This is a genomic window from Kytococcus aerolatus (genome assembly GCF_900187395.1).
Lineage (GTDB): Bacteria > Actinomycetota > Actinomycetes > Actinomycetales > Dermatophilaceae > Kytococcus > Kytococcus aerolatus.
In genome coordinates, this window is the sequence record NZ_FYEZ01000003.1 from 17,843 (window position 1) to 36,411 (window position 18,569).

The window sequence follows — 18,569 nt, forward strand, 5'->3', positions numbered from 1 at the left end:
GGGCGGCAGGGTATCGCCGTCAGGGCTCCAGCCGCCGCCGACCGGAGGCACCCCGCGCCTCGGCGGCGGCGAAGCCCGCCATCACCAGACGACGGGGCAGGCGTGGGAGGAGGGCCGTCGCCACCCGGTAGAGGCGGCCCGGCACGCAGCGGCCCTCGCCACGCTCCAGGCCGGCGAGGGACTCGGCCACGACCTGCTGCGGGGTGAGCCAGAGAGCCCCGGGCAGCGCATCGATCTCCTGCCCGGAACGCTCGTGGAACTCGGTGCGGGTCAGCCCCGGGAGCGCCGCCTGCACGGTGACCCCGGTGCCCTGCAGCTCGACCTCCAGACCCTCGGAGAAGCGGGCCACCCAGGCCTTGTGCGCGCCGTAGGTGGAGTAGGGCAGGAGGGATGCGACCGAGGAGATGTTGACGATCGCACCGTGCCCGCGCTCGCGCATGGAGCGCGCCGCGGCCTGGCAGAGCACCATCACCGCCCGGACCATGACGGCCAGGCTGTCCTCCTCGGCGGCGAGGTCGGCCTCGAGGAAGGTGGTGCCCAGTCCGTACCCGGCATTGTTCACGAGCAGGTCGACCGGGTTCTCGGCCTGGCACAGGCGCTCGGCCACCCGCTCCACCTGGGCGCGGTCGGAGAGGTCGGCCGGGAGCACCTCGACCGGCACCCCGTGGCGCGAGCCGAGGTGGACGGCGAGCGCCTCGAGCCGCTGCACGTCGCGGGCCACGAGCACCAGGCCGTACCCCCGCGCCGCCAGCTGTCGGGCGTACTCGGCCCCGATGCCGGAGGAGGCCCCGGTGACCAGGGCGGTGGGGCGGGCGGAGTCCGGGGCGTCGGTCATGGGACCACTGTGGCATCGCCACGGGGTCCGTGCGCCGGGTCACACCGCCACCTACAGTGGCCCCGTGCGCATCGCTACCTGGAACGTCAACTCCCTCCGTGCCCGCCTCGACCGGGTGACGGACTTCCTCGAGCGCCACGACGTGGACGTGCTGGCCATCCAGGAGACGAAGGTCAAGGACGAGAAGTTCCCCCGCGAACGCTTCGACGAGCTGGGCTACGAGATCGCCTTCCACGGCCTCAACCAGTGGAACGGCGTCGCGATCGCCTCCCGGGTGGGGCTGGAGGACGTGACCGTGGCCTTCCCCGACCAGCCCGGCTTCGGCGCCGACGAGCCGGTCGTCGAGGCCCGCGCGCTCGGCGCCACGGTGGGCGGGCAGCCGCGCCCGGACGGCAGCCCCACCGCCCCGCTCCGCCTGTGGAGCCTCTACGTGCCCAACGGCCGGGAGATCGACCACCCCCACATGCAGTACAAGCTCGAGTGGCTCGAGAGGCTCGCCGGGCACGCCCGCCAGTGGGCCGCCGAGGAGCTCCCGCTCGCCCTGGTCGGTGACTTCAACGTGGCCCCGCTGGACACCGACGTGTGGGACATGGCCGCCTTCGAGGGCGCCACGCACGTCACCGAGCCCGAGCGTGCCGCCTTCAACGCCTTCCTCGAGGCCGGTCTGGTGGACGTGGTGCGTCCCTTCACCGAGACCGACACGTACACCTACTGGGACTACCAGCAGCTGCGCTTCCCCAAGCGCCAGGGGATGCGCATCGACTTCGTGCTCGCTTCCGCCGGCCTGGCCGGGCAGGTGACCCACGCCTTCGTGGACCGGGAGGAGCGAAAGGGCAAGGGCGCCAGCGACCACGCCCCGGTCGTCGTCGACCTCACCGACCCGACCGGCACCGGGGATCCTGCGGAGCCCGGCGCATGACCGCCCACGCGGTCGCGATCATCGGCGCCGGCTTCCAGGGGTTGACCGTCGCCGACGCCCTGCTGCGCCGCGGCATCCGGGACGTGGTGCTCCTCGACGAGCGCGGTGAGGCGGGGGGATGTTGGCTGGACCGCCGCGACCCGGGAGCCCGCACCCGCGCCTCGGTGAGCGAGTCGACCCTCCCGCACCGGCCCCGGCTGGAGGGCGAGGCCGGCCCCAGCGCCCACGCCATGCGGCAGTACCTCCGCCGGCTCGCGAGCTTCAGCGGGGCCACCGAACGCCTCGTCCCGGCCCGGGTGGTGGCCGCCGACCAGGGGGCCGACCACGTCTGGACCCTCCGGCTCGCCGACGGGGGCACGGTGCGCGCCCGCCAGCTCGTCCTGGCGACCGGCTCCGACGGGGACCCGGTGGTCCCGGACCTGCGGGGGGTCGACTCCTTCGGCGGCGAGCTCGCACACACGCACCTGTGGGACGCCGGGCTGGAGACCGCCGGGCGGCACGTCGTCGTCCTCGGCGAGCCGGGCGCCCGCGGGGGGATCGACCACGTGAACCTGGCCGCTGCCCTGGCCGACGAGGCGGCCTCGGTCACCGTCTTCGCCCCGGACCACCCGTGGATCCTCCCCGAGGTCCCCGCCGGGGAGTCGGTGGACGCCGTGGACGTGCTCGGCGCCAACCGCCGCGTGCAGCGCACCGGGGCGATCGCCCGGACCATGGGCCGGGTCGTGCGCGAGGCCACCCGCCCCGACGACCAGCCCGCCGGGGCGCCGGAGCCCCCGCCAGCCGGTCGGCCTGCGCGCTGGCAGCGGGCGATGGCGGCCTCAGCCCACCTGGCGGCCCGGGACCTTCCCCGCGAGCTGTGGGAGGACCACCTGTCCTCGCTTCCGCTGCACGCCGGGACCGTGCGGAGCGAGGAGTGGTTCCGGGCGGCCGGCGAGGGCCGGGTGCGACTGCTCCGCTGGGGCGTGCACCGGGTGCGGCCCGACGCCGTCGTCGACGTGCACGGCACCCGGCACCGCGCGGACCTCCTCGTGCTGACCACCGGCACCGCACCGCTGCCCCCCGGCGCGGGAATCCAGGGGCTCGACGCCGCCGACGGAGGGCGCCTCGCCGGGTGGGCACCCCACCTGGGCACCCTCGGCCAGGTCCCCAACCTCCATGTGGTCGGCGGCCCCGCCTCCGACCTCCCGGTGGGCGGGGACGCCGTCGTCGCCGCCGCCCGGGCCGGCCTCGTCGCCCAGCTCGTGCAGGCCACCGAGAGCGCGGGCGCCGCCGCCGTGGTGGCCTCCCCGGACGCCTTCGACCGGTGGGAGCACACCGTCCACCGCCTCCAGCGCGCCACCGGGGCGGCCCGGGACGTCCACGCCCCGATGTGGTCGGGGCGACGCCGCGACCTCGTCCGCCTGCTGCGGGGGCGCCCCGGGGACTTCCTCCTGCGCTGAGTCCGGCCCCGGCCCCCGGCAGGCAGGCGTGGGAGCATCACCCACTGTGCGCTCGCTCCTCCGCCTCCTGGGCTCCACCCGCCAGCTGACCCCCTACTACGTGGGGATCCTGCTCAGCTCGGTCCTCATCACGGCCACGGCCCTGTCGGTGCCCTTCATCATCAAGGCCGCCACCGACCGGATCGTCGAGGTCGTGGGCTCCGGCGGGCACACCGGCGCGGACGTGCGCGCCATCCTCTGGCTGGCCGTGGCCCTCCTGGCGGTCGACCTCACGAACACGCTGGTCTCGAACGTCGGCGGCTACTGGGGAGATCTCGCCGCCGCCCGCATGCGACGCATCCTCTCCAGCCGGTACTACGAGAAGCTGCTCGCCCTGCCGCAGCGCTACTTCGACACCGAGCTCACCGGCACCATCATCAACCGGCTCTCGCGCAACATCGCCGAGACCACGCAGTTCCTCAACGCCTTCGCGAACAACTTCCTGCCGACGCTCATGACCACCCTGGCGGTGCTCGTGATCTCGGCCTGGTACTCGTGGCCGCTGGCCCTCCTGCTCATCACGATCTTCCCGCTCTACCTGTGGCTCACGGCCCTGACCTCCACCCGGTGGCAGAAGCTGGAGGGGGAGAAGAACACGCAGTACGACATCGCCGGCGGACGCTTCGCCGAGGTGATCGGGCAGATCAAGGTGGTGAAGTCCTTCGGCCGCGAGGAGAGCGAGCTGCGCGCCTTCGACGAGCGCTATGCCCGCACCATCCGCACCACCCACCACCAGTCCCGCTACTGGCACGGGATGGACGCCCTCCGCCGCGGTGCGCTGAACGTCGTCTTCTTCGGCGTCTACGCGATCATCTTCGTGCAGACCGTGCGGCACGTCTTCAGCGTCGGCGAGATGGTGCTGCTCATCCAGCTGGTGAACCTCGCCCGCCAGCCGGTCACGATGATGAGCTATCTCATCGACTCCGCCCAGCGCGCCATCGCCGGCAGCAAGGACTACTGGACTGTCATGGAGGAGGTCCCCGAGCAGGTGGCCCTCGAGGCGCCGCGCAGCGGCGGGGCCGCGGACGGCTCCCCCATGGCCGCCCCGTCCGGGAGCGCCCCGGTCCCCCCGGACGTCCCGGCGGTGGAGTTCGTCGACGCCCGCTTCGGCTACGTCGAGGACCCGGACGTCCTGCAGGACGTGGACCTCACGATCCGGCAGGGCGAGCGGGTGGCCCTCGTGGGTGAGTCCGGTGGGGGCAAGACGACCCTGATCTCCCTCCTGCTCGGCCTGTACCGCCTCCGCGAGGGCGAGCTGCGGGTCCTCGGGCAGGACACCCAGCGCATGAGCCTGGCCGAGCTGCGCTCCCGCTTCGGCGTGGTCTTCCAGGACGCCTCGCTGTTCAGCGGCACCGTCCGGGAGAACATCGCCTACGGGCACCCGGAGGCCACCGACGCCGAGGTGGAGGCCGTGGCGCGCCGTGCCAACGCGCACGCGTTCATCCAGCGATTCGAGGACGGGTACGAGACCGTGGTCGGCGAGCGGGGGCTCAAGCTCTCCGGCGGGCAGAAGCAGCGCATCGCCATCGCCCGGGCGCTGCTCAAGGACGCCCCGATCCTCGTCCTCGACGAGGCCACCAGCGCCCTGGACACCCGCAGCGAGCGGGCGGTGCAGGCAGGCCTGGCCGAGCTCATGGAGGGGCGGACGTCGATCATCATCGCCCACCGGCTCTCGACGATCAGCACCGTGGACCGCATCATCACGCTGAAGGACGGGCGGATCGACGAGGTGGGCACCCCGGCCGAGCTCTCCCGGACCGGGGGCCTCTACGCCCAGCTCCTGGAGCTGCAGGAGTCCGGGGAGGCCGCCCACCGCAAGCGGCTGCGGGAGCTCGACATCTCCGGCTGACCCCTCGGGCAGCGCCTGCGTGGCGGGGTGGCTGATCTCACCCCTCCTCGGCAGGACAGGCCCCGCCCTTCGTGCCCAGACTGGTGGGGAAGCCCATCCAAGGAGGAGTCATGAGCCACCTGATCGACCCCCGCAGCCGCTACGCGCGGCTCGACGCCCCGGAGCAGGACCAGGACTTCCCCGGCCTGGACGCCGAGCTCCAGCCGAAGGCCGACCTCGGGGAGGAGAGCTATCGCGGGTCCGGGCGCCTGGAGGGTCTGCGGGCGCTGATCACCGGCGGCGACTCGGGCATCGGGGCGGCCACCGCCATCGCCTACGCCCGGGAGGGGGCCGACGTGGCGATCGCCCACCTGCCCGAGGAGCAGCGCGACGCGGACCGCATCGTGGCCCTGGTGGAGGAGGCCGGGCGCAGAGCCGTCTCGCTCCCGGTGGACCTCACCACCCGAGAGGCCTGCGACGAGCTCGTGGAGCAGGCGGTGGCGGAGCTCGGCGGGCTGGACGTGCTGGTGAGCAACGCCGGCAAGCAGGTCTCGGTGCCCGACATCACGGAGATCACCGACGAGCAGTTCGACCTCACGATGCGCACGAACGTCTACGCGATGTTCTGGCTCTGCCGCGCCGCGGTGCCGCACCTGCAGCCGGGGAGCTCGATCATCATCACCACCTCGGTGCAGGCGTACTCCCCCAGCGACCACCTGCTCGACTACGCCACGACCAAGGCCGCCGAGAACGGGTTCGGCAAGGCCCTGGCCAAGCAGCTGGCGCCGAAGGGGATCCGGGTGAACCTCGTGGCGCCGGGCCCGATCTGGACGCCCCTGCAGGTGGTGGAGGGGCAGCCCAAGGAGAAGCTGCCGATGTTCGGCGACAAGCAGCCGCTGGCCCGTGCCGGCCACCCGGCGGAGCTGGCCCCGGCGTACGTTTTCCTCGCGAGCCAGGAGGCGAGCTACGTGGTGGGCGAGACGCTGAACGTCAACGGCGGGGCCGACAGCCCCTGAGCCGGCGGGTGGCGGACGACGGCGGGCACCCGGCGTGGGGCGGACGGCGGGCGGTGGCGGTGGCGGCCAGATGCACACCGGTCCGCATTTCAGCCGCCACCTCCCCGAGAGCGGCACCGGTCCGCATCCCGACAGTCGAGATGCGGACCAGTGCCGCTCTCGCCCTTTCACGACACCCCGTGTGCGCACCGGTGCGCACACGGGGTGTCCACGCGTCGGCACCGACGCGTGAGATGCGGACCGGTGCGCATGTGGACTGCTGCCCGCTCGGGCCACCACACGAGATGCGGACCGGTGCGCATCTCGGGGTCGCGTCGTCCACAACCCTCACCCACGCCCCTCGCCGAACCGCCCCGTCCAGGCCTCCCTGTGGACGAGCTCGACCCCCTCCACCCCCGGGCACGTCACCGTGGCCCTATGACCCAGCCCCCAGCTCCTTGGTACCTGACCGGACGAGGCCGCCTGGTCCCCACACCCCACGGCCCCACGACGCGCGACCGCCTCCGCCGCGAGGGTGCGTGGAGCCCCACGCAGGGCGTGATCGTCGCCCCGCACGCCTCCCCACCGGAGATCGTCCAGGCCGTCCTCGCCGTGCTCCCGGCCCACGCATCTGTGAGCCACCTGACGGCCGCCCGCTTCCACCGCATCCCCCTCCCGCACCCGTGGTCCCGCGAGGAGCCGATCCACGTCTCGGTGCCTCCGGACCGTTCCCTGCCCCGTCGCCGCGGTGTCCTCGCCCACCGGGACGACCAACTCACGACGGTGGAGGTCGGTGGGGTCCGCTGCACGAGCCTCGCCACGACCTGGCGGCAGCTCTGCTCCACGCTCCGGGAGGAAGACCTGGTGGCCGCCACCGATGCGGTGCTCGGCCGGGTGTGCCCGGTGCAGGGTCCACTCGACAAAGAAGCGCTGGCGGCAGCCATCGTCCCGGGCGCTCGCGGGGCGACCCGCGCCAGGTGGGCGCTGGCGCTCGCCGAAGCCGCCGCGGCCTCCCTCCCGGAGACCCGCCTGCGCCTCCTGGTCCGGGAGTGGGGTCTGCCCCAGCCCGCGGTCAACGCGGACGTCCTCAACGAGGAGGGTGAGTGGCTGGCGACCTCGGACCTGGTCTGGAAGACGCAGCGGGTCGTGGCCGAGTACGAGGGGGACCACCACCGCACGGACCCCGCCCAGTGGCACGCGGACATCGAACGGGTGCGACTCATCGAGTCGGCCGGATGGGTGGTGGTCCGGGTGACCCGCCAGGACCTCCGACGGCCGGCCGGCCTTCGCCAGGCCCTGCAGGCTGCCCTTCGACGGGGTGCGGGTCCGAGCTGAGTGCCGCGGATGCGGAGGCGCTGCATCACTGCGCGAGATGCGTACCGGTCCGCGCCTCACCTGCCCGTCCCTCACAGCCAGACACCCCAGATGCGCACCGGTACGCATCTGGGGTGTCTGGCCGTGTCGAGGAAGGCGCCGGTCCGCACCCCGACAGTCGAGATGCGGACCGGTGCGACCGTGGGGGCTGACGGGCCAGATGCGGACCGGTGCGCATCTCGACTGCCCGGGTCGGCCCGCGCCTGCCGGTGGTTCACCGGTCCCGCGGGCCGATCAGGCCAGGCGCAGCCCCGTGACCTCTCCGGTGCCGGAGTCCGACGGCTCGGCCCGGTCGACGTCCACGGTGACCGTCTCCCCGTCGCGGACCTCCCCGGCCAGCAGCGCCCGGGCGAGGGTGTCCCCCACCTCGGTCTGCACCAGCCGGCGCAGCGGACGGGCACCGAAGGCCGGGTCGTACCCAGCCTCGGCCAGCCAGGCCCGCGCGGCGTCGGTGACCTCCAGCGTGATCCGGCGGTCCGCCAGCCGGGCGGCCAGCGCGTCCACCTGCAGGTCCACGATCCGCGTCAGCTCGTCCCGGCTCAGCGGCTCGAAGACCACCATGTCGTCGAGCCGGTTGAGGAACTCCGGCTTGAAGTGCGCCCGCACGGCAGCCATCACCGACTCACGCCGCGCGTCCCCGTCGACCGTCGGGTCCACGAGGAACTGCGAGCCCAGGTTGCTGGTCATGATGAGGATGACGTTGCGGAAGTCCACCGTGCGGCCCTGGCCGTCGGTGAGGCGTCCGTCGTCGAGCACCTGCAGCAGGATGTCGAAGGTCTCCGGGTGGGCCTTCTCCACCTCGTCGAGCAGCACCACCGAGTAGGGGCGGCGCCGCACGGCCTCGGTGAGCTGGCCGCCCTCGTCGTGGCCGACGTAGCCCGGAGGGGCACCCACCAGCCGGGCGACCGAGTGCCGCTCGGAGTACTCCGACATGTCGATGCGGACCATCGCCCGCTCGTCGTCGAAGAGGAAGTCCGCCAGCGACTTGGCGAGCTCGGTCTTGCCCACACCGGTCGGGCCGAGGAAGAGGAAGGACCCGGTCGGCCGGTCCGGGTCGGCCAGGCCGGCCCGGGAGCGCCGCACCGCGTCGGACACCGTGCGCACGGCCTCGGTCTGGCCGATGAGACGCCCGCCGAGGTGCTCCTCCATGCGCAGGAGCTTCTCGGTCTCGCCCTCCAGCAGGCGCCCGGCGGGGATGCCGGTCCAGGAGGCGATGACCTCGGCGATGTCGTCGGCGGTCACGGCCTCGGAGACCATCGGCCCGTCCTCGCCCGCAGATGTGGCACCGCCGGCACCGGCCTCGCTGTCCTCGACGCTCGCGAGCTCGGCCTCCAGGGCGGGGATGTCGCCGTAGAGGAGCTTCGAGGCGCCCTCGTAGTCGCCCTCGCGCTGCATCCGGTCGGCCTGGGTGCGGGCCTCGTCGATGCGGGCCTTGAGCTCACCCACCCGGTTGAGTCCCTGCTTCTCGGCCTCCCACCGCGCGGTGAGGGCGGAGAGCTTCTCCTGCTGGGCGGCCATCTCCTCCCGCAGGGCGGCGAGTCGCTCGGCGGAGGCCTCGTCGGTCTCCGCGGCCAGGTGCATCTCCTCCATCTTCAACCGGTCCACCGAGCGGCGCAGGGTGTCGATCTCCACCGGGGAGGAGTCGATCTCCATGCGCAACCGGCTGGCGGCCTCGTCGATGAGATCGATCGCCTTGTCCGGCAGCTGGCGGTGGGTGATGTACCGGTCGCTCAGGGTGGCGGCCGCCACCAGGGCGGCGTCCTCGATGGTCACCTTGTGGTGCGCCTCGTAGCGCTCCTTGAGACCACGCAGGATGGCGATGCTGTCGACCACCGAGGGCTCCCCGACGAACACCTGCTGGAAGCGGCGCTCCAGGGCGGCGTCCTTCTCGATGTTCTCCCGGTACTCGTCGAGCGTGGTGGCACCCACGAGGCGCAGCTCGCCGCGGGCGAGCATCGGCTTGAGCATGTTGCCGGCGTCCATGGAGCCGTCACCGGTCGCGCCGGCGCCGACCACGGTGTGGATCTCGTCGATGAAGGTGACGATCTCCCCCTCGGAGGCGCGGATCTCCTCCAGGACGCTCTTGAGGCGCTCCTCGAACTCGCCCCGGTACTTGGCCCCGGCGATCATCGCGCCCAGGTCGAGGCTGATGAGGCGCTTGCCGCGGAGGGACTCCGGCACGTCCCCGTCGACGATGCGCTGCGCCAGCCCCTCGACGACGGCGGTCTTGCCGACGCCCGGCTCGCCGATGAGCACCGGGTTGTTCTTGGTGCGCCGCGAGAGCACCTGCACGACCCGGCGGATCTCCGAGTCGCGGCCGATCACCGGGTCCAGGCGCCCCTCGCGGGCAGCCTCGGTGAGGTCGGTGCCGTACTGCTCGAGCGACTCCGAGCCGGCCTGCGGGTTCTCACTGGTGACCTTCTGGCCGCCGCGCAGGGTGTCGAGCTGCTGGGCGACCGCGTCGGCGTCGGCACTGATGGTGCCGGTCTCCACCAGGGCGAGGGTGAGCACGTCGAGCGCGAGGTGGGTGTCGCCGCGGGCGGTCATGATGGTGTGCGCGTGCTGCAGCACCTTGGCCGCGGCTTGCCCGATGCTCGGGGTCTGCCCGGTGGCGCTCGGCTGCTTTGCCAGCGCCTCGCGGCTGGCACGCTCGACGGCCTCGGGGGTGGTCCCACCGGCCTGCAGCAGCGCAGTCACGGCGGAGTCGCCAACGGCCACGAGGGCGGCGGCGAGGTGGGCGGGGGCGATCTCGGGGTGGCCGGCGGACTGCGCCTCGCGCTGGGCGATGGCGAGCACCTCGGCCACGAGGGCGGTGGGCTGAAGATCCATGGGACTCCTTGGCTCGGTCGGGGACCCCACGGCCGGGGTCGCTGGCATCTGTCCTGTTCAACACCTCCAGAGTTGAGCGCATTCCACTCAACCCTGACCCGGGGCGGAGGTCACGGGGTGGTCACGGGGACCCGGTCGTCGGTCACGTTTCGGCACCAATCCCCGGTGGGAGCTGGCCCACCCACCCCCGCCATGTGACTGTGACCCCACTCACTCACCCTGAAGGAGATCCCATGACCGTGCCCTCGCACCTCACCCGAGTGGGCCTGGCCTCCACGATGGCCATCGCCCTCGCCGGGAGCCTGCTGCCGGCCACCGCCACCGGCCCCGCCCCCGACCAGGAGGCGACGGACAGGAGCCAGCGCCAGTCCGCCACCGTTCAGCAGGCCCAGGCCAAGCAGGCCGCGGCCTCCCAGGACTTCACCCACGGCACCTACCTGGTGACCTTCGCCGACCAGCCGGCCATCGCCTACGACGGCCACGTCGAGGGCTACCCCGCCACCCAGCCCGGGCAGGGCGCCAAGCTCAACGCCTCCTCCTCGGCCGTCCAGCGCTACGCCGGACTGCTGCACGCGCGCCAGGACCGCGTGCTGGCCAGCGTCGGCGCAGGCAAGCCCTCGCAGCGCTACACGAACGCCCTCTCCGGTGTCGCCGTCGACCTGACGGCGGACCAGGCCAAGCGCCTCGCGTCCAGCCCGCGCGTCCTGTCGGTGGTCAAGGAGCGCATCGACCAGCTCGACACCCATCTCTCCCCCGACTTCCTGGGCCTCACCGGCCCAGACGGCGTGTGGAACGCCGGCACCGGCTACCAGGGCGAGGGGATGGTCGTCGGCGTCATCGACTCCGGCATCTCCTGGCACAACCCCTCCTTCAGCCCCGAGGGCATGCCGGCCGCCCCGGCCGACTGGGAGGGCGCCTGCGCCCCGGCCACGAACGACTTCCCGGCCGAGGCCTGCAACAACAAGATCGTGGGCGCCCGCCACTTCGTCGACGGGTTCGGCGCCGACCGGATCGCCGAGCACGAGTCCCTCTCCCCGCTCGACGTGGGTGGCCACGGCTCGCACACGGCCAGCACCGCAGCGGGCAACAGGGACGTCCCGGCGATCGCCCAGGACCGCGAGCTCGGTCAGGTCTCCGGAGTGGCCCCGAAGGCCCACGTCGCCGCCTACAAGGTCTGCTGGGACGAGAAGGACGGTGACGGCGGCTGCGCCAACACCGACTCGGTCGCCGCCATCGACCAGGCGGTCGCCGACGGTGTGGACGTGCTCAACTACTCGATCTCCGGCACCCGCGAGAACTACCTCGACCCGGTGGAGATCGCCTTCATGAACGCCTCCGCGAACGGCATCTTCGTGGCGGCGTCCTCGGGCAACAGCGGCCCGGCGGAGTCCACGACGGCGCACCCCTCCCCGTGGCTCACCACGGTGGCCGCCTCGACCCACGCCATCTCCGAGCAGACCCTCGTGACCGGAGACGGCCGGCGCTACATCGGCGCCTCGGTCACTGAGGACCTGCCGGACGGTGCCCCGATGATCCTCGCCGACCAGGCGGTCGCCGCCGGCCGCACCGTCGAGGAGGCGCTGCTGTGCCTGCCGGGCTCACTGGACGCCGCGAAGGTGGCGGGCAAGATCGTGGTCTGCGACCGCGGGGAGAACGCCCGCACCGAGAAGTCCGACACCGTGGCCGAGGCCGGCGGCGTGGGCATGGTGCTCGTGAACACCAGCGAGAGCTCCCTGGACTCCGACCTTCACGTGATCCCGACGGTCCACCTCTCTCACACCCACCGGGACGCGGTCCGCGCCTACGTGGAGGGAGCGGGGCCGGAGGCGACCGGCACGATCCTCGACAGCAACGAGGGCACCACCACCGAGGTCCCTGAGATCGCCGGGTTCTCCTCGCGCGGCCCGTCGCTGGCCGGGTCCGGCGACGTCCTCAAGCCCGACATCTCCGCCCCGGGAGTGGGCGTCCTCGCTGCCAGCGCCAGCCCGGAGCGGGGGGCGGACGTGTTCGAGTACATGTCCGGCACCTCGATGAGCTCCCCGCACATCGCGGGTCTGGCCGCCCTGGTCAAGCAGGCCAACCCCAGCTGGACCCCGATGGCGGTGAAGTCCGCCCTCATGACCAGCGCGCGGGACCACGCCAGCGCGGCGAGCAACGATCCCTTCGCCACCGGTGCCGGGTTCGTGGAGCCGCGCCGCATGCTCAACCCGGGTCTGGTGTACGACGCGAACCAGTCGGACTGGTTCGACTTCCTCGCCGGCCAGGGGGCCACCTACTCCGACGGCTCCCCCGTCTCGGAGAACCCGATCGACGCCTCCGACCTCAACCAGGCCTCCATCGCCATCGGTGAGCTGCTGGGGGACCAGACGGTCACCCGCACCATCACCAACGTGAGCGGGAGGGCCACCACCTGGGAGGCCTCCTTCTCCGGGCTGGAGGGCGTGGAGGCGACCGTCTCCCCGTCGACCGTGGACCTCGGCCCGGGCGAGTCGGCCGAGGTGGAGGTGACCTTCACCGACGTGGGCCTCGCCGACGGCGCCTGGTCCAAGGGGCACCTGATCTGGTCGGCCACCGGCCAGAGCGACGTGCGCTCCCCCATCGCCCTGCGCGCCCGGGACATCTCCGCCCCGGCGATCGTCCACGAGTCGGCCGCCGCCCCCTCGGTGGACATCCCGATCACCAGCTCCGACGACCGCAGCGTGGACATGGAGGTCAAGGGCCTGGTGCCGGGCGAGGACGTCGCGGCCTCGGTGGGCATGCCCGCGGACAACTCGGACCTCATCGTCGACGACCCGAACAACCTGCGGTACGACGTCACGATCACCGAGGGCGAGCAGCTCTGGTCGGAGATCATCCCGGCCGACACCTCGACGGACCTCGACCTGTTCGTCACGCCCAAGGGCAGCGACCAGCTGGTGGGCATGTCGGCCGCGGCCGGAGCCGAGGAGCAGGTGCTGCTGCCGGACCTGGAGCCGGGCGAGTACACCGTGCACGTCCAGGCGTGGAACCTCAACGGCCAGGCGAGCACCGACCTCACCCTGCGCACCTTCGAGGTGCCGGACGAGGACCAGGGCAATCTGACTTTCGACGACCCCGTGCAGCTGCCGCGCAAGACCGAGACGGACGTCACGGGCGCCATCGGCGTCGACGACGTGACGCGGGCCTGGCTGGGTGAGGCCGTCGTCACCGAGAACGGTCAGGAGCTCGACTCGACCTACGTGTACCTGGACCCCGCCGAGGGCGGTCCGGTGGATCCCTCGCTGACCCGCCTGTGGGGCTCGGACCGCTACGGCACGGCGGCTGACGTGGCCTCCGAGTTCGGCGCCTCCGACACCGTCTACATCGCCTCCGGCGAGGGCTTCGCGGACGCGATGTCGGGTTCGGCCGGCGCCGCCGCGGGTGTGCGTTCGACCAAGGGCCTGCCCTCCGTGAACGGCGAGGACCTGCCACTGCTGCTGACCCGCAGCGACCGTGTGCCGGCTGCGACCTCGGAGACCCTGGCCGAGCTGGGGGCGAAGAAGGTCATCCTCATCGGTGGTGAGACCGCGATCAGCCCGGCCGTGGCCGACGAGCTGGCGGCGCAGGGCCTCACCGTCGAGCGCATCGGCGGCGCCACCCGGTACGAGACCAGCGCCAACGTGGCCATGCGCTTCGAGCCCGGCGTCGAGACGGTCTACCTGGCCTCCGGCGAGGGGTACGCGGATGCCGTGACCGGCACCGCTCTGGCCGGTTCGCAGAACACCCCGGTGCTGCTCACCGACCCGGACGAGCTGCGCCCGGAGACCGCGGCGGCCCTCGAGGCCCTGCAGCCGCAGAGGGTCGTGGTGCTCGGCGGGCCGGCGGCGGTGTCCGACGCCGTCCACCAGGCCGCCGGGGCCTCGGAGCGGCTGGCCGGTTCGGACCGCTACGAGACCTCCGTGAAGATCTCCGAGGCCTTCGGTGAGCGGGACCTCTCGTCCTTCGCCAGCGGCCTGGACTTCCCGGACGCCCTGGCCGGTGCGGCCCTCGCTTCGAGGAACGACGGCCCTGTGCTGCTGACCCGCCCGGACCGCGTGCCGGCCCCGGTGGCCGAGCACGTGGCGGCGAACCAGACGTCGGAGAACTACCTCTTCGGTGGGACCACCGCGGTGTCGGAGCAGGTCGAGAACGAGCTGCGCGCACTGCTCGGTCTCTGATTCATCGGCTGGTCCCCCCAGCCGCCCTCCCGAGGGCCCCGGTCGAGAGCGACCGGGGCCCTCGGGCCTTCGCCCGGGAAGCCCCCACGAAGAGCAGGGACGTGTCACCGTTCTCCGGGCCTCCGGGGACCCCCCGGCACGAACCTCCCCGGTGACTTGTCTCACCACCGTTCCCCGGTTAGATTCCGAGGGCAGGCACGGGGGGACGGGCCTCTCGTGTTACCCGGAGGTCCCTACTGCTGGTGGGACCGAGGATCGACTGCTCTCATACGAAGGGGAACACCGTGAAGAACACCGCCACCCGCGCGCTCACTGCCGCTGGGGTCGTCGGCCTGTCGCTGGGCATGATGCCCGGCGCCGTCGCCGCCACCGACACCGTCGCCGCCCAGGCCGAGAAGGCCGAGTACATCGTCATGCTCGAGCAGCCGTCCTCGGTCAAGACCGCCGGCGGGCTCGACAGCGCCCGAGGCAAGGCCTCCGCCCAGGCCTTCACGACCAAGGCCGTGAAGGCCTACGAGGCCCAGGGCATCGAGGTCTCCTCCACCTACAAGACCCTCAGCGGCTTCGCCGCCGAGCTCACCCCGGCCCAGGTCGCCCAGCTCGAGGCCGACCCCTCGGTCTCCTCGATCGCCAAGAACGAGAAGATGCAGGCCGCCGACACCCAGGAGAACCCGCCTTCGTGGGGCATCGACCGCATCGACCAGCAGGACCTCCCGCTGGACGCCTCCTACACCTACCCCACCACCGGCGCCGGTGTGACCGCCTACGTGCTCGACACCGGCATCAACGCCGCCCACCAGGACTTCGGTGGCCGCGTGCAGGCCGGGACCGACACCACGGGTGAGGGCACCGATGGTCGCCTGGACTGCCAGGGTCACGGCAGCCACGTCGGCGGCACCGTGGGCGGCGCCACCGCCGGCGTCGCCAAGGGTGCCTCCATCGTCCCTGTCCGCGTTCTGGACTGCAGCGGCTTCGGCAGCGACGCGAACATCATCGGCGGCATCGACTGGGTGACCGCCAACGCGCAGGGCCCCTCTGTCGCCAACCTCAGCCTCGGCGGCATCTCCCCGGGTGAGAACCCGGCCCAGGACGAGGCCCTCCTCCGCATGGAGGACGCTGGCGTCCTGGCCGTGCTCGCCGCGGGCAACGAAAGCGACGACGCGTGCAACTGGTACCCCGGCAACGGTGAGGCCGGCATCAACGTGGGCGCCACCGCCCCGGACGACGCCCTCGCCGGGTACTCGAACTACGGCTCCTGCGTCGACATCCTCGCTCCGGGCAGCGACATCATGTCCGCCTCCCACGAGAACAACACCGAACTGGTCCCGATGTCGGGCACGTCGATGGCTGCCCCGCACGTGGCTGGCGCCGCGGCCCTGTACCTGGAGCAGAACCCCCAGGCCACCCCGGCCGAGACCAAGCAGGCTCTCCTGGACGCTGCTGCGGTCGACAAGATCAGCAACCCGCTGGGATCCCCGAACCTGCTGCTGAACATCGAGAACCTCATCGAGGAGCCGGAGCCCGAGCCGGAGCCCGAGCCGGAGCCCACCCCGGAGCCCGGGCTGGAGCGTTGGTGGGGTGCTGACCGGTACGGCACCGCCGCCGAGACCGCCGTGAAGTCCGGCCAGGCCGACACCGTCTACATCGCCTCCGGCCAGGGCTTCGCCGACGCCGTCACCGGCGGCACCGCCGCCCAGGCCCGCGTCATGTCCATGCCCGACGGCAGCAACGACGACCCGATCCTGCTCACCAAGCGCGACACCATCCCGGCCGACACCACCGCCGCCCTGCAGCAGCTGGGCACCCAGAAGGTCGTCCTGGTCGGCGGCACCGAGGCCATCTCGACCCAGGTCGAGAACCAGCTCGCCGACATGGGCCTGACCATCGAGCGCATCGACGGCTCCGACCGCTACGAGACCAGCGCCAACGTCACCAAGGAGTTCGGCCAGACCGACACCCTCTACATCGCCTCCGGCGAGGACTCGGCCTACGCCGACGCCCTCTCCGGCTCCGCCCTGGCCGGCGCCCAGGACGTCCCGATCCTGCTCACCCAGCCCGACCAGGTCCTCCCGACCACCCAGGACGCCATCGACGCCGTCAACCCCAAGAACGTCGTGGTCCTCGGTGGCGAGAACGCAATCACCCCGGCCGTGGCCAACCAGCTCGGCGCCACCAAGCGCATCGCCGGCGCCGACCGCTACGCCACCAGCGTGGAGATCGCCAAGGAGTTCGACGGCAACGAGTGGACCTTCTTCGCCACCGGCCTGGACTACCCCGACGCCCTCACCGGCGGCGCCGCCGCCGCGGCCCAGGACAGCCCCCTGCTCCTGACCCGCGACAACAAGCTGCCGTCCGTCGTCAACGAGTACGTCGCGGCCAACCCCACCGAGAAGAACGTCATCATCGGTGGCATCGACGCCATCTCCCAGGGCGTCGAGGACACCCTCAAGGGCACCCTCGGCATCGCCTGAACCACCCCGTGACGCAGACTCCTCAGGGAGTCCGCAACACCACCGAGGCCCCCTCTCCCACCCAGGAGAGGGGGCCTCGGCATTCCCCACGCCCCCACGCCAGCGGTCGGCCCTCCGTGGCGGTGCCCCTTGTGGCGGGCACCAGGGAGAGATACGGTCAAGGGCGAGCAGGGTCCTGGGAAAGCCCCTCAGGACACGGCCGATCTGCGGTGTCGGGACCCTGGACAGGGAGGGATGATCGTGGCCAAGTGGTGGTGGGTGCTGCTGCTCCTGGGCGGGATCGCACTGGCAGTGAGCCTGGCGGGAGGCACGAAGGGCGGCTCGGCGCCCGAGCCGGAGGCGGAGCAGACCAAGTACATCGTGATGCTCAAGGACCCGGAGTCCCTGCCCGCGGACAGTGGACGCACCACCGCCGAGGGCAAGAAGGCGATTCGGGAGAACACCGAGTCCGTCGTCCGCGAGATGGAGGAGCAGGGGATCGAGGTGACCCACACCTACGCCACGATCGGTGGTTTCGCTGCCCTCCTCACCGAGGACCAGAAGAAGACCCTCGAGGACGACCCGCGGGTGTTCACGATCTCCGAGGACATGGAGGTGCGTGCCAGCACGCCGACGGTCTCGGCGTCGCGGCCCTCTGCTTCCTGACACGGCTGCTCGACGCTGCTGGGGACCCACCGTGATGGTGGGTCCCCAGCAGCGTTCTCCGAGCCGGCACATCGCGGGGCGACTTGCCGTGGTCCCCCCCCCCCCGGATGGGGTTGTCTGAGGGCAGCGGGCCCGGGGGATGGGCCCTCGGCACGGGGGCCGGGATCTGAGGCAGATCACGGGAAGCACGCCGTGCGCCGCCCGCACGCACGAAGGGGGACACCATGAAGAAGATCGCCAGCCACACGTTGAGCGCAGCCTGCATCGCCGGGCTGTCGATGGGGATGGCGCCCGGCGCCGTCGCCGCCGGGCAGAGCGTTGCCACCCAGGCCGAGAAGTCCGAGTACATCGTCGTTCTGAAGCAGCCGTTGACCGTGCGGTCCGCCGGGGGGGGCTGGACGCCGCGAAGGGCAAGGCCGCCGCACAGGCCCACACCACCCGGACCGTCTCCGCCTACGAGGCCCAGGGCATCCAGGTGACCAACACCTACAAGACGCTCGGTGGCTTCGCCGCCGAGCTCACCCCGGCCCAGGTGGCCCAGCTGAAGGCCGACCCGACCGTCGCCTCCATCGCCGAGAACGGGGAGATCCGCCCGGCCGACGTGCAGGAGCCCACGCCGTCGTGGGGCATCGACCGGATCGACCAGCAGGACCTCCCGCTGGACGACCGCTACAGCTACGGCGCGACCGGAGCCGGCGTCAACGCCTACCTCCTCGACACGGGCATCTGGGGCAGCCACCAGGAGTTCGGTGGCCGGGTCCTCCCCGGTTTCGACGCCGCGGGCGAGGGGACGGACGGTCTGACGGACTGTGGGGGGCACGGCACCCACGTGGCCGGCACCATCGCCGGCGAGACGGTCGGCGTGGCCAAGGACGTGAACCTCACCTCGGTCAAGGTGTTCAGTTGCGCCGGTGAGGGCACCTGGGAGTGGGCCTGGGCTGGCATGGACTGGGTGGCCGAGAACGCCGAGGGGCCGGCTGTCGCCCACCTGAGCCTGTACAGCACCGGACAGTCCCCCAC

The 18,569-nt window shown here is 72.3% G+C and carries 10 protein-coding genes and 1 pseudogene; 9 read left to right on the forward strand and 2 right to left on the reverse strand.

Annotated elements, in window-relative coordinates:
- Nucleotides 1-19: 19 nt before the first annotated feature.
- Complete coding sequence (locus CFT82_RS09455; RefSeq protein ID WP_088818894.1) at nt 20-835, reverse strand: SDR family NAD(P)-dependent oxidoreductase; 816 nt, start codon at nt 833-835, stop codon at nt 20-22.
- Between the two features lie 64 nt (nt 836-899).
- On the opposite strand from CFT82_RS09455, the gene CFT82_RS09460 reads away from it, so the two are divergent.
- The 5 genes from CFT82_RS09460 (at nt 900) to CFT82_RS09480 (ending at nt 7,390) form a co-directional block, all read left to right on the forward strand.
- Complete coding sequence (locus CFT82_RS09460; RefSeq protein WP_088819178.1) at nt 900-1,754, forward strand: exodeoxyribonuclease III; 855 nt, start codon at nt 900-902, stop codon at nt 1,752-1,754.
- The gene (locus tag CFT82_RS09465; RefSeq protein WP_088818895.1) at nt 1,751-3,193 is read left to right on the forward strand and encodes an FAD-dependent oxidoreductase; all 1,443 of its coding nucleotides are present in this window, start codon (nt 1,751-1,753) and stop codon (nt 3,191-3,193) included. The genes CFT82_RS09460 and CFT82_RS09465 overlap by 4 nt, the downstream gene beginning before the upstream one ends.
- 46 nt (nt 3,194-3,239) lie before the next feature.
- Nucleotides 3,240-5,081, forward strand: a complete 1,842-nt coding sequence (locus CFT82_RS09470; protein ID WP_088818896.1) for an ABC transporter ATP-binding protein — start codon at nt 3,240-3,242, stop codon at nt 5,079-5,081.
- Nucleotides 5,082-5,191: 110 nt separating this feature from the next.
- Nucleotides 5,192-6,076 carry an SDR family oxidoreductase gene (locus tag CFT82_RS09475; protein WP_088818897.1) on the forward strand — a complete coding sequence of 295 codons (885 nt, stop codon included), beginning with the start codon at nt 5,192-5,194 and terminating at the stop codon, nt 6,074-6,076.
- A 417-nt stretch (nt 6,077-6,493) separates the two neighbouring features.
- The gene (locus CFT82_RS09480) at nt 6,494-7,390 is read left to right on the forward strand and encodes a hypothetical protein (protein WP_143469596.1); all 897 of its coding nucleotides are present in this window, start codon (nt 6,494-6,496) and stop codon (nt 7,388-7,390) included.
- Between the two features lie 273 nt (nt 7,391-7,663).
- On the opposite strand, the gene CFT82_RS09485 is transcribed toward CFT82_RS09480, so the two are convergent.
- The gene (locus CFT82_RS09485) at nt 7,664-10,258 is read right to left on the reverse strand and encodes an ATP-dependent Clp protease ATP-binding subunit (RefSeq protein ID WP_088818899.1); all 2,595 of its coding nucleotides are present in this window, start codon (nt 10,256-10,258) and stop codon (nt 7,664-7,666) included.
- Between the two features lie 233 nt (nt 10,259-10,491).
- On the opposite strand from CFT82_RS09485, the gene CFT82_RS09490 reads away from it, so the two are divergent.
- The 4 genes and pseudogenes from CFT82_RS09490 to CFT82_RS12365 form a co-directional block, all read left to right on the forward strand.
- Nucleotides 10,492-14,433, forward strand: a complete 3,942-nt coding sequence (locus tag CFT82_RS09490; protein WP_088818900.1) for a cell wall-binding repeat-containing protein — start codon at nt 10,492-10,494, stop codon at nt 14,431-14,433.
- Between the two features lie 284 nt (nt 14,434-14,717).
- Nucleotides 14,718-16,904, forward strand: coding sequence for a cell wall-binding repeat-containing protein (locus CFT82_RS09495; protein WP_088818901.1), 2,187 nt, complete (start codon nt 14,718-14,720; stop codon nt 16,902-16,904).
- Between the two features lie 234 nt (nt 16,905-17,138).
- Nucleotides 17,139-17,549, forward strand: a complete 411-nt coding sequence (locus tag CFT82_RS09500) for a protease inhibitor I9 family protein (protein WP_088818902.1) — start codon at nt 17,139-17,141, stop codon at nt 17,547-17,549.
- A 139-nt stretch (nt 17,550-17,688) separates the two neighbouring features.
- A pseudogene (locus CFT82_RS12365) lies at nt 17,689-18,537 on the forward strand (S8 family serine peptidase); the annotation flags it as partial.
- Between the last annotated feature and the right edge of the window lie 32 nt (nt 18,538-18,569).

Bases quoted from the DNA above. Each gene is read 5' to 3' on its own strand.
- CFT82_RS09490 (WP_088818900.1), top strand. From the start codon at position 10,492: ATGACCGTGCCCTCGCACCTCACCCGAGTGGGCCTGGCCTCCACGATG.
- CFT82_RS09480 (WP_143469596.1), top strand. From the start codon at position 6,494: ATGACCCAGCCCCCAGCTCCTTGGTACCTGACCGGACGAGGCCGCCTG.
- CFT82_RS09475 (WP_088818897.1), top strand. From the start codon at position 5,192: ATGAGCCACCTGATCGACCCCCGCAGCCGCTACGCGCGGCTCGACGCC.
- CFT82_RS09465 (WP_088818895.1), top strand. From the start codon at position 1,751: ATGACCGCCCACGCGGTCGCGATCATCGGCGCCGGCTTCCAGGGGTTG.
- CFT82_RS09455 (WP_088818894.1), bottom strand. From the start codon at position 835: ATGACCGACGCCCCGGACTCCGCCCGCCCCACCGCCCTGGTCACCGGG.
- CFT82_RS09500 (WP_088818902.1), top strand. From the start codon at position 17,139: ATGATCGTGGCCAAGTGGTGGTGGGTGCTGCTGCTCCTGGGCGGGATC.
- CFT82_RS09485 (WP_088818899.1), bottom strand. From the start codon at position 10,258: ATGGATCTTCAGCCCACCGCCCTCGTGGCCGAGGTGCTCGCCATCGCC.